General features: G+C 36.8%; 6 protein-coding genes. All 6 read left to right on the forward strand.

The annotated features are described in order from the left end of the window. The first annotated feature begins 270 nt into the window (after positions 1-270). Positions 271-2,994, forward strand: coding sequence for a substrate-binding domain-containing protein (locus Q1K34_RS14555; RefSeq protein ID WP_300440389.1), 2,724 nt, complete (start codon positions 271-273; stop codon positions 2,992-2,994). A gap of 233 nt (positions 2,995-3,227) precedes the next feature. After that, positions 3,228-4,568, forward strand: a complete 1,341-nt coding sequence (locus Q1K34_RS14560; protein ID WP_300440391.1) for a sugar porter family MFS transporter — start codon at positions 3,228-3,230, stop codon at positions 4,566-4,568. A 5-nt stretch (positions 4,569-4,573) separates the two neighbouring features. After that, entirely contained in the window at positions 4,574-6,178 is a 1,605-nt protein-coding gene (locus Q1K34_RS14565; protein WP_300440394.1) for a glycoside hydrolase family 32 protein, read from the forward strand. Between the two features lie 10 nt (positions 6,179-6,188). Further along, positions 6,189-9,341, forward strand: coding sequence for a TonB-dependent receptor (locus tag Q1K34_RS14570; RefSeq protein WP_300440396.1), 3,153 nt, complete (start codon positions 6,189-6,191; stop codon positions 9,339-9,341). A 10-nt stretch (positions 9,342-9,351) separates the two neighbouring features. Then, entirely contained in the window at positions 9,352-11,094 is a 1,743-nt protein-coding gene (locus tag Q1K34_RS14575; RefSeq protein ID WP_300440399.1) for a RagB/SusD family nutrient uptake outer membrane protein, read from the forward strand. 98 nt (positions 11,095-11,192) lie between these two features. Then, positions 11,193-12,086, forward strand: coding sequence for a carbohydrate kinase (locus tag Q1K34_RS14580; RefSeq protein WP_300440472.1), 894 nt, complete (start codon positions 11,193-11,195; stop codon positions 12,084-12,086). The last annotated feature ends 257 nt before the right edge of the window (positions 12,087-12,343 follow it).

Raw genomic sequence — 12,343 nt, forward strand, 5'->3', positions numbered from 1 at the left:
AAACTTGCGCATGGTTCCTGTGCTGTTTTTATAGCGTACGGGAAGTTAAGCGTAATGTAAAAACAACATAGGGCGCACCTACATATACGATTGTGGCAACTGGGTTGGCCGTTTTAATATTGCGATTCTACCATTGATATAGCTTAGCTAGTTTCCTACCTTATCATCTTTGTATTGTCCCCATTTACAATAGAATTATAATTTTATTTGAGCTTTCTGGTGTTAAATAATCTTTAAATTCTATTTTAGAAGGTAGATTAAAACTAATCAATGAAGTCTCTAATTAAGTTTCTACATCTCATATTTATTTTTTTATTATTTATCTCATGCAATCGGGAAAATATTGAAGATAAATATAAAATCGGTTTCTCACAGGCGATGACCACAGATAATTGGCGTAGGGAAATGAACAAATCCATGAAGCTGGAAGCCGCTTTACATCCGAATGTCGTACTCGAAATTAAGGATGGAGAGAATAGTATAGCTAGACAAATTATTCAGATTGAAGAGTTTATCAAAGATGATATAGATGTACTCGTAGTTTCTCCTATTCAGTCCATCCCTATCACCCCGGTTATTGAAAGGGCTATGAATGCGGGAATCCCAACGATAGTTATAGACAGAAAGATTGAAGGAAGCAATTTTACGGCTTATATAGGTGCAAATAATATTGAGGTAGGGCGCAATGCCGCCAAATATATTATATCTAATTCAAAAGGACCAGCAAATATTTTTGAGATCACCGGCGAAGAAGGTTCTTCTCCTGCCTTTGAGAGAAGCGAAGGCTTTAGAGGAACGATCAATCAGGTTTCAGAGTTTAAAATCACTCATACTATTAAAGGAAATTGGGAAAAGGCCTCTATAGAAACTGAATTATCAAATCTTTTAGATTCCATTGAGCCACCTAAATATATTTTTGCACATAACGACCGAATGGCTTTAGGAGCCTGGGAAGTTGTGAAAAAAAAATCTCTTGAAGATCAAATTGAAATCATCGGAGTGGATGGCCTATTTGGCCCTAATGGGGGTATCCAGTTAGTAAAGGATAATATTCTGGCCGCGACCGTGCTCTATCCAACGGGAGGCATGGAAGCAATAAAGCTGGCAGAGGATATACTTAATAATGAAAGTATAGATAAAAGTAACATCCTCAAAACAGTTATTATTGATTCTGTGAATGTTGGTATTATGCAAAATCAGTTTGATAAGATGAACCAACAGCAAAATGATATTGAAAATCAACAAGCTGTTATAGACAGACAGATCCAGACCTATAATTCACAATCTGAACTTGTTCAGTTGATGATAGTCTTATTAAGTTTGCTTTTAATATTAACTATCTGGAGTATTTATCTTGTGGTTAAACTTAGAAAAAGAAAACGAAATCTTGAATCAAATAATACTAAAATTACAGCTCAACGAAATAAGATTAAGGAATTTGCCGACAAGTTAAAAATTTCCAATGAAAGTAAGATTAACTTTTTTACCGCATTATCGCATGAATTCAAAACGCCCTTAACGCTTATTACAAGTTCAATCGAATCTATTTCAGAACGTCCGTTAAGAGAATCTCAAGAAATCACCTACGAAACCAATCTTATAATCAATAACTCCAGAAGATTATTAAGGCTAATAAATGAGCTATTGGATTTTAAAAAATTAGAAAATGGAACTTTTATACTCAGACCTACAAGAACTAAAATCAAGACCTTTTTAGAAAATATTGTAAATGATTTTAAAAGTGAAGCCGTAAAGAAATCTATTGAATTAAAATTTTTTTCAAAATCTGATGATCTGGAAGTATATATTGACAGGGAAATGATGGATAAGGTTTTCTTCAATATTTTGTCAAATGCCTTCAAGTTCACACCAAAGAATGGATCCATCCAAATTTCAATTGAAGAAGATGAAGAGCATATTAAAATTATTTTCAAGGATTCAGGAATTGGAATTCCGAAAGAAGAATTCCAACATATTTTCGATCCTTATATGCAAGGCAGCAATAATTCAAAACCTAGTTCGGGGCTAGGTTTATATATTACCAGGCAATTTGTAGAATTGCATAAAGGAAAAATCGTTGTTTCCTCTCGTCAGGGAGCTGAATTTAAAATTTCGTTATTGAAAGGCTTCTCACATTTAAATGAATATGATTTTACTGATATTCGGCAAAAAGATGAGGGTGAAGACCGCCGCAATATAAGAGAAGTCACTATTCCGGAAAATTTTTCTAAAAATATTAATTTAAATGAAAATGCAGAATCTGTTCTAATTATTGAAGATAATATGGAACTCTCCTATTTACTTCAGAAGAGATTAAGTTCTGAGTATCATGTCCAAATTTCCGATGGAAGCGATGGAGTTGAGAAAGCTCTGGAATTAATTCCAGATATTATTATTTGTGATATCCATTTACCTGATAAGGATGGCTTTGAAATTTGCACAGAATTAAAGAATGATTTGCGAACCTCTCATATCCCAACTATAATCCTAACAGCTTTAAATGATCAGGAATCCAGGCTGAAGGCCTTAAAGGCTGGTGCAGATGTTTATATCACCAAACCATTCAGTAATGAGATTCTTATGGAGTCTATAAAATCAGCTCTGTTCAACCGGGAAAAGCTTCGATATTATTATACAAATAGAATAGACAAAGTAACCGATGAGAATTTCGCCGGAGCTGAGCAGTTGTTTTTGAGGGAGCTTAATACTTTGGTGGATGCTAATCTTAAAAATTCTGCATTTACTGTAGAGGATTTGGCCTTGAAATTAGAAATTTCGCGAGTACAATTATATAGAAAAATTAAAGCGCTGTTGGGAATTAGTGTTAATGAATATATTAATTCTCAGCGTTTGCGTAAAGCTAAAATCCTTCTACAGGAATCTGATATGAATATTTCACAAATAGCTTATGACGTTGGGTATTCTTCTCCAGGTTATTTTTCTACATCTTTTAAGAAAGAATATGGAGTTTCTCCAAAAGAGATAAAACCCTGATTTAGTCAAAAGATAAATTTCTCTATTAACCATGATACATATTTGTAATTATAGTATCATATTTAAAACTATATCGATTTCGTGTTTTTATCGGTTATCTTCTAAAGCCCTACCAATAAAGAGTTTAACTAAAAATTCACTATTCCTTAACATTATTGAAACTATTTGCTGAATTATTAAAATATAGCGAGATATTTTAAACATAATTTAGTTTTTAGATAAAATAATTAAGGATGAATAAAATTATCACCTGGTCTATAAGTGCTGCACTCGCCGGTTTCTTATTTGGATTTGATACGGTTGTCATTTCAGGGGCAGACAAACAGCTTCAAGAATTATGGAATACAACAGATGCTTTCCATGGTTCTGTTGTAATGGCTATGGCATTATGGGGTACTGTAATAGGCGCTATTTTTGGAGGAATCCCTACCAATAAATGGGGAAGGAAAAATACTCTTATAATTATAGGAGTTCTATATTTTGTTTCAGCCTTAGGATCTGCATTTGTTAATGACCCTATTAGTTTTGCTGTGTTCCGGTTTCTTGGTGGATTGGGAGTGGGAGCTTCAACGATAGCAGCTCCTGCATATGTGTCAGAAATTGCTCCCGCCAGTCAAAGGGGAAAACTTGTCTCTCTTTATCAATTCAATATAGTATTGGGAATTCTTATCGCTTTTCTTTCTAATTACTTATTACGAAATACAGGAGCACAACCATGGAGATGGATGGTTGGTATTGAAGCTTTGCCTGCCCTTATTTATGTTGTTTTTGTATTCTTTATTCCAAGAAGTCCAAGATGGCTTGTTTCGAAAGGAAGAATAGAGGAGTCTAAAAAGGTCTTGCAAACTCTCAATCCAAATATTGATGTTAGCAACAAAATTATGGAAATCCAAGAGCTAGACGCAAAGGAGAAAACAGGGGAGAATATTTTCATGAAAAAGTATCGTTTTCCATTAATGCTTGCTTTTCTTATCGCTTTTTTTAATCAATTATCAGGTATAAATGCCTTTCTTTATTACGCACCAAGAATTTTCGAATCTGCAGGTTTAGGAGAAAGCACCGCGCTACTTAGCAGTATTGGAATTGGTGTGGTAAATCTATTGTTTACACTTTTAGGGGTCTTTCTTATTGATAGATTAGGTAGAAAACAATTAATGCTTTATGGCTCCGTAGGATATATAATTTCTTTGTCCCTGGTCGCTGCAGCATTCTTCTTAAACTGGGGCGGCCTCTGGGTTCCAATTTTTTTGTTTTTATTCATAGCATCCCATGCTATTGGGCAGGGAGCGGTAATCTGGGTATTTATATCTGAAATTTTCCCGAACAGACTAAGAGCTTCAGGACAGGCCTTTGGTTCTTCAACACATTGGGTGCTGGCAGCAATAATTCCATCTTCCATCCCATTTCTGTTTTCAAGTATAGGTCCGGGATACGTATTTGCCTTCTTTGCTTTTATGATGATTCTGCAGCTAATCTTCGTAATTTTTATGATGCCGGAAACCAAAGGAAAATCTCTAGAGAAACTTAGTGAAGAATTTTCCCTTAATCACAATATATCAATTTCAAATAATTAATCCACATGAAAAGAATAGTCAATTTAATAGTATGCATGGTACTCTTCCTTTGCCTTTTTATCTCCTGTAATGGTTTTAAACAGAATTCCGAAAAAAATTCTGAAAAGGCCATAGCGGAAGTTCAAAAAGATGAGGATTTTCGTCCTAACTTCCATTTTACGCCTGAAAATAACTGGATGAACGATCCTAATGGGATGTTTTATTTTAACGGTTATTTCCACCTGTATTTTCAACATTACCCTGAGGATAATGTATGGGGCCCCATGCATTGGGGTCATGCAATTAGCACCGATATGGTGACCTGGAAAGAGCAGCCTATTGCAATCTATCCAGACGAAAAAGGATATATTTTTTCCGGAAGTGCGGTAGTAGATAAGAACAATACTTCCGGCTTCGGAAAAGATGGTAAGACACCTATAGTAGCAATGTTTACTTATCATGATCCTGAAGGAGAGAAGAAGGGTGAGAAAGATTATCAATCCCAGGCGATTGCATATAGCCTGGATGAAGGGCAAACCTGGACCAAATATGAAGCGAACCCCGTAATTGAAAATCCTGGAATTAAAGATTTTCGGGATCCAAAAATAACTTGGGATGGAATTCATCAGCAATGGGTGATGGTCCTTGCCACCTACGAGAAAACTTTGTTCTATACTTCTGAGAACCTAAAAAGCTGGACTCGACAGTCTGATTTTGGAGAAGGTATTGGAGCACATGGTGGAGTGTGGGAATGTCCGGATTTTTTTCCCATGTATGTTGGAGATACTGATGAAGTGAAATGGGTGCTAATTCAGAGCCTGAACCCTGGTGGATATAATGGTGGATCTGGGACACAGTACTTTATTGGTGATTTTGATGGTAAAACATTTACTCCGGTTAAACAAATGGAAAACCTGGGAAAAGATCACTCCTACTGGCTGGATTTTGGAAAAGACAATTATGCCGGAGTCACCTGGGCAAATATTCCTGAAGAGAATGGCAGAACCTTATTTATGGGCTGGATGTCCAACTGGCAATATGCCCAGAAGGTACCAACAGAAACTTGGCGAAGTGCAATGACTATTGCGCGCGAATTGCAATTGGAAAAAATGGATAATAATTATATCATCAGTTCTACTCCGGTAAATGAACTAAAGAGCTATCGCAGTAAGAATTATAAAGACCAGAATGTTCAAATAGAAGGAAATACAAAAATCATCGATTCAGCTAAAATAGATCTTACCAGTGCAGAGATAAGATTTAAAATTTCAAGTCTTCAGGATTCAAAATATCAGTTCAAACTTTCTAATGCTTCTGGGGATGAGCTTCTTTTTGGATATGATCATTCCTCTCAGGAATTTTTTATTGACAGGTCTAAAGCCGGTCAGACCGAATTTTCTGAAGATTTCGCAAATAAAGTTTCTACAGCCCCTCGAATATCAAATTCAGAAGATTTAAGGGGTATAATAATTCTGGATAAAACTTCCATTGAATTATTCTTTGATGAAGGAAAAACGGTAATGACTGAAATTTTCTTTCCAAACCAACCATGGGAAACACTTTCGGTCAATTCCGAAAAAGGATCATTTACCCTGGATGAAATAGAAGCCTATCAATTAAAATTTAACTAAAACTAATATTATGAGATTAAAACTAATTTTACTCATTCTTTTTATAGTGCCCATAAGTTTTCTTTCGGCACAAGAAATCGAGGTTTCGGGAACCGTTACTACAGCCGAGGAAGGAATGCCTCTTCCGGGTACCTCGGTATTCGTTAAGGGCACAAGCAATGGAACATCCACAGATTTCGATGGAAATTACCTTCTGCAAAATGTTCCGGAAGATGGCGTGCTGGTATTCACTTTTGTGGGATATAAAGAAACAGAGATACCTGTAAATAGCAATACACAGATAGATGTAGCATTGCAGGCAGATGCTGCTTTATTAGATGAAGTTGTACTTACCGGTTATTCAAGAGAAAGAAAGGTAGATGTAACCGGAGCTATCACGGTGGTCGAAACGGCGCCTTTAGAGGGGCAAAGTAGAAGTTCAGGTAATGCCATGCAGGCATTACAGGGAAGAGTTCCTGGATTATTTGTAGAAAAATCAGGAGATCCAACCGGCGCAAGCAGTAGGGTTCTTATTAGGGGTATAACCACCCTAGGTAATAATGATCCATTATATGTAATAGATGGAGTTCCTACCCAAAGACAGGAAGTATTCTCTTCTCTTAATCCAGATGCTATAGAATCTATTCAGGTACTTAAAGATGCTTCAGCTTCTTCCCTATATGGAGCAAGAGCGGGTAATGGTGTGATCGTGGTTACCACCAAGAATAAAAGTGGACGTGCAGAGAAAGTAAGTGTGAGTTTCAATTCAAATTTTTCAGTACAGTCTGAAAAACAACAACGTTACGACATGCTCAATGCATTACAGAGAGGCGAGGTTTTATGGAGAGCTTCTGTAAATGATGGTGCCGATCCTGCTTCCGGTTATGGAGAAATTTATAATTTTGACTGGAATATGGATTTTGATAATCCTGTATTAAATAATGTATCAGTAAGGCCGTTTGTTGGAGGAGACGAAACTGTTCCAGTGGGAGATACCGACTGGCAGGAAGAAACTTATGAAACAGGATATGTTTACAATAATGAACTAACTGTTTCAGCTAATTCTGAAAAATCTTCATTCCTTGTAAATCTTGGTCATCTTAAGAATACAGGTATTCTTAAATACACCAATTATGAACGTTATACAGCTAAGATCAATGCAAATACAAGTTTGTTTGAAGATAAGGTGCGTTTTGGTGTAAATACTCAGTTTTCAACCTCAGACGAAACGCTGGCATCTCCCGATGTAGGAAATGCACCTACTCCTGGTTTGGCTATATCCCTTGCTCCAACAATTCCTGTATACGATATTAATGGAAATTTCGCAGGACCTATTGGAGCCGGGTATTCAGACAGAAATAACCCTGTATTGATACAATTTTTAAATCGCTGGGATAATGCCGAAAAAAATAATTTCTTCGGAAATATTTATGTTGAGGCAGATCTTCTGGAGAATTTAACTTTTAGATCCAGTTTTGGTATAGATTTTAGCGATTTCAAAAGAAAAGATATAGAGCCACGAGTAAATAACGGCTTTATAACCAGAAGTAATAACAGCCTCACATTTGATACTAATAAGTACACGAGTGTAGTTTTTACAAATACGCTTAACTATAAGCTGGAACTGGGAGATCATAATTTTGGTGTTCTCCTGGGGTTAGAATCTGTTAAGAACGATTTTGATAGAGTGCTTGCAAGAGCTGAGGGTTTTGCCGTTGAAGAAGAATCTTACTTTGTACTCGATGCCGGGACAGGTGCCAGAACTTCAAACGGAAATTCTTCAGGTAGCAGATTGCTTTCTCAATTTGGTAAGGTAAACTATTCCTTTGATAATAGATATTTAGCTTCTGTGACTGTGCGTAGAGATGGTTCTTCCAGGTTTGGGAAGAATAATCGATACGGTGTTTTTCCAGCAGTGACTGCAGGTTGGAGGTTAAGTAATGAAGATTTTTTAAATGAAAGCGAAATTATTACAAACCTTAAGCTAAGAGCTGGTTATGGTGAAGTGGGGAACCAGTCTATTGGAGACCTTGCCAGATTCGGACTTTATGAAGCGAGATACGGGTCAACTCTTTCTCAATTTACCGGGGGGTTCTTTGAGCAATATTATAATGTAGGTACTGCTTACGATATCAATGGAAATAATACAGGAAACTTGCCTTCTGGTTTTGTTTCTGTTCAGGCTGAGAATCCAGACCTTAAATGGGAAACCACTAAAGAATGGAACTTTGGGGTAGACTTTGGACTTTTTGATAATAAACTGAGCGGTTCGTTTGATTATTTTACAAGGGAGACAGTAGATATTTTAACCACTCCTCCCATTCCTTCTGTACTTGGAGAAGGACAGCAGCGGGTTTTAAATGGAGCTACAACGGAGACTAAAGGTTGGGAGTTTGCCCTTGCATATAGCAATACTTTAGATAATGGGCTTACTTTTTCGGTGTCAACCAATCTATCTTCCTTTTCGGATGAGATTACATTTCTACCTGAAGAAGTACGCGCAGGATTCCCGGGAACAGCAGAAAACTCTATACTGGGACAATCTCAATTTTCCATATTTGGATACAGAACAGATGGATTGTTTCAAAGCCAGGAGGATATAGATAATTCTCCGGAACAGGTAGGTGCCCGCCCAGGAGGTATCAAGTTTCAAGACCTTAATGGTGATAATGTTATAGATACTGACGACCGTGATTTCATAGGGACAACTTTACCAGACCTTGAATATGGTGTTAGAATAGACCTTGGATATAAGAACTGGGATTTTTCAGTATTTGGATCTGGCGTGACAGGAAGAATTGGTCAGGATCCTTATATATTCTGGAACAATTTCGTTCAGGGAAGGGAAAATGCCGGGCTTGGTGTGCTAGATGCATGGACCCCAACCAATACAGATACCGATATTCCTTCCTTATCACTGGCATTTAACGACTTGAGAACTTCCGATTATTTGTACAGGAATAATTCATATTTCAAGATTAGAAACGCCCAGTTAGGATATTCCCTGCCTGAGGCTCTAATTGAAAAACTAGGTGTCCTGGAAAGCTTCAGAATATATCTTCAGGGAGAAAACCTGTTTTGGTTTACACCTAATGATTATATAGGATCTGATCCGGAAAGAACAGATGTAAATCGAATCCCTGTACCTACCGTGGTTTCCCTTGGTCTAAACGTGAATTTTTAAAAATACAATCATGAAAAATTTTAAATATATTATTACAGGACTATTGCTTTCGAGTTTATTTATATCCTGTTCAGAAGATTTTCTAGAATACGAACCGGAAGGAGTTCTTTCCAACGAAAATGTAGCTACTGCTGAAAATGCTGAATCTCTCGTGATTGCGGCTTATGCAGGCATTGCAAATGACGATATGATAGGCCCGTTAACAAATATGTGGGTGTATGGAAGCGTTCGCTCTGATGATTCTTATAAAGGCGGCGGAGGTCGTGGCGATGTTGGTGAAGTAGACAGATATGAACAGTATTATTTAACAGTTCCAGATCAAGGAGAATTTATGGCTCCAAGAACATGGACTAACTATTATAAGGCAATTTCAAGAATCAATTTTGCCTTAAGGGTTATCAATGATATTCCTGATGAAGAATATGATCTTAAAACTACCAGACAGGCAGAATTAATGTTTTTAAGGGCTCACTGTCACTTTATGCTTAAAAGAATCTTTAAAAAAATACCCTATATCACTGAGAACCTAACACAGGACGAGGTTGCAGATACAGGGAACGACCTTCCGAACCAGGAATTATGGGACATGATCGCTATAGATTTTCTTTTCGCTTATAATAATTTGCCTCAGTCTCAGTCTGAAGTAGGAAGAGCTAATAGGAATGCTGCTGCTGCTTATCTTGCTAAAACGAGACTCTATCAGGCATATGAACAGAATGAAAATCATCAGGTAGTGAATATAAATACTGCTATGCTTCAAGAAGTGATTGATTATGCGAATGAGGTTACTGGTAGCCTCGAACCTGATTACGGTAATAATTTTCTAGTAGAATTTGAGAACGGACCAGAATCGATTTGGGCAGCTCAATTTTCTATTGATGACGGTACCAGAGTTGGAAGAGTAAGTTTCGTTACAGGATTAAATTCTCCTCATGGAACAGGGCTTTATGGATGTTGCGGATTTCATCTAGCCAGCCAAAATATGGTAAATGCATTTAAAACGGACGCTAATGGATTACCTCTTTTAGATTCCTTTAATGATTCAGATATTTTGAATAATGTTCAGGAAGATGGAACAGTATCTGTTCCGTCTAGTCTAACGGTGGATCCAAGATTAGATCATACTGTGGGAGTTCCTGGTAGACCTTTTAAATATAGAAATACGGTGAATGAACAGGGAGATATGATCTACAAATTTAGTTGGGCCAGAGATCCCGGCGTGTATGGATTTTTCGGCAATATGAAAGAACAACAAGCTCCCGATTGTTCCTGTTATGTGAAGGAAGGGCCTTTTGTAGGTACCTCGCGAAACGTCATCTTTATTCGGTATGCAGATGTTCTACTGTTTAAGGCAGAGGCACTTATTCAGTTAGACCGCTATGATGAGGCTTTACCTTTAATTAATGAAGTGAGAACAAGAGCAGCAGCAAGTACCCAGAAGCCTGTAGATGCGGGAGCTTCGGATATCTATAATGTAGGACTATATGATTCTTTTCCAAGTAAAGAAGTTGCCTGGAAAGCACTTAAATTTGAGAGAAGACTTGAATTTGGAATGGAAGGTCCAAGATTTTTCGATCTTGTGAGATGGGGTGAAGCTGAGGAAACCCTGAACGCTTATCTTGAAGAAGAAAAAACAAAAAGAGATTTTTTAGCCAATGCGGTTTTTACTGCTGGTAGGGATGAGTATTATCCCATTCCACAACGTGAGATCGATTTTACCGGGGGACTGTATGTTCAAAATCCTGGATATTAATTTAATTTTTTTGATTTAGTCTTTAAAAACACGGGGTTCATCCTCGTGTTTTTTATTAAAAAAATATTATCTCGCTTTATAATCCTAATACAAAAATGATGACAAGAAAATTAAAAGCAGTATGTTTTGGAGAGATACTGTATGATGTCTTCCCTGATAAAGAGAGAATTGGTGGTGCACCATTAAATGTAGCCAGCAGACTGAGCAGTATGGGAGTATCTACAGAGATGATTAGTAAGATTGGTGCTGATGTGGAAGGAAATCAATTGCTATATTATCTTAACTCACGAAATATAAAAACTGGGAACATTCTTAAAGATGAAAAGTACAAAACCGGAATGGTAAATGTTAGCCTTTCAGCCAATGGTTCTGCTACTTATGAAATTAAGTATCCTTCAGCCTGGGATAAAATTGATGTTACCCAATCCATGATTAATTCAGTTGAGCAGTCTGATGCATTTATATTTGGTAGTTTGATTGGCCGAGATGAAGTAAGCAGAAAGGCCCTCTTTAAACTTATACCACAAGCCAAATACAGGATACTGGACTTTAACCTACGTTCGCCGCATTATTCAAAGGAGCTACTAAAAGACCTAATGCAGCATTCTGAATTTATAAAGTTCAATGACGAAGAGCTTTTTGAAATTGCCGGTATACTGGGTTCCAAATATAACTCCTTAGAACAAAATCTGCTTTTTATTGCGGATAATTCTAATGCAAAATCTATTTGCGTGACAAAAGGTAGACATGGTGCTGTGCTCCTGCACGACAAAACACTTTATTATAACTCCGGTTATAAGATAGCAGTAAAAGACACTGTTGGCGCAGGAGATTCATTTCTTGCTACATTGATTGCAAAACTTATGAAGGGAGTATTACCTCAATCAGCATTGGATCAGGCTTGCGCCATGGGTGCTTTAGTAGCTGGGAATATAGGTGCCAATCCTGATATTTCTGAAGAGACTTTAGAGCGGTTTATACATCCAAAATAAATAATTTTGAATTTTCCACAACGTCATTTTTAATATAAAAAAAATTAGGTTTAATTACCATTTTTAAACTTAAACCTTCTACAAATTTTCCCATTTCTCCCATAACTAACCTTGCGCGTGGTTCCTGTGCTGTTTTTATAGTGTACGGGAAGTTAAGCGTAAAGTAAAAATAGCATAGGGCGCATAACACTTATGCGACAAAATTTACTGTAATAAATTACCATTTTATAGGGATTTCCAAAGCATTTACTGTAATA

Source organism: Christiangramia sp. (genome assembly GCF_029937855.1).
In the GTDB taxonomy this organism is placed as follows: Bacteria; Bacteroidota; Bacteroidia; order Flavobacteriales; family Flavobacteriaceae; genus Christiangramia.

Coding starts and splice junctions, on each gene's coding strand:
- Q1K34_RS14555 (WP_300440389.1), top strand. CDS start 271: ATGAAGTCTCTAATTAAGTTTCTACATCTCATATTTATTTTTTTATTA.
- Q1K34_RS14560 (WP_300440391.1), top strand. CDS start 3,228: ATGAATAAAATTATCACCTGGTCTATAAGTGCTGCACTCGCCGGTTTC.
- Q1K34_RS14565 (WP_300440394.1), top strand. CDS start 4,574: ATGAAAAGAATAGTCAATTTAATAGTATGCATGGTACTCTTCCTTTGC.
- Q1K34_RS14570 (WP_300440396.1), top strand. CDS start 6,189: ATGAGATTAAAACTAATTTTACTCATTCTTTTTATAGTGCCCATAAGT.
- Q1K34_RS14575 (WP_300440399.1), top strand. CDS start 9,352: ATGAAAAATTTTAAATATATTATTACAGGACTATTGCTTTCGAGTTTA.
- Q1K34_RS14580 (WP_300440472.1), top strand. CDS start 11,193: ATGACAAGAAAATTAAAAGCAGTATGTTTTGGAGAGATACTGTATGAT.